This window comes from Bradyrhizobium sp. UFLA05-108 (assembly GCF_059803455.1).
Genome location: NZ_JBANAZ010000284.1, coordinates 1 through 506 on the forward strand (window position 1 = coordinate 1; position 506 = coordinate 506).

The 506-nt window shown below is 60.3% G+C and carries 1 protein-coding gene; it reads right to left on the minus strand.

All coding sequences use genetic code 11. The features are described 5' to 3' along the window. On the minus strand, positions 1-368 hold a 368-nt coding region (locus SO140_RS46505; protein ID WP_498544283.1), incomplete at its 3' end, for a hypothetical protein. Between the last annotated feature and the right edge of the window lie 138 nt (positions 369-506).

Genomic DNA, 506 nt, shown 5'->3' on the forward strand with positions numbered 1-506 from the left:
CTCTGGAGGGCGCGCTTCGCGAGCGGCTTGCTCGGACTCGCGGCAGCCGATTCAGGAGACACCAGGGTGCGCTTCGGGAACATTGTCATCTGAGGCAATATGAGGGGGCAGTTTTCCATGGCGCGCGACAGCGGCAGGCGGGCGGCCTCAGCACGTGCGTTCCGATTGGTGGGCGAAAGATCGAGTGTCTGGTAGGTGGCAAAGACAAATCGAGACGACTTCTCAGAGAGGACGAAGCTGCAGATCGCGAAGCGCGCCGCGCGGGCAGGCGCATTGCGGATATGTCCGGACGCTCGTAATCCTCTTTCGAGGAGGCAGTTAATGCGCTTCCAGATCGTGCCAGCGAACGCGGCCTTTTTCAGCCTCACCGAGCCGCGACCAGAAATTCCCCCGTTCGAGCTGAGACCTGGCGACTACGAATGGATACTAGCTGGTCGGCTGGAAATTTCCGTACGACATGCGGCTGGATATCGCCCAAGATGTGATTGAGGCGTTGCTGCTGCGAT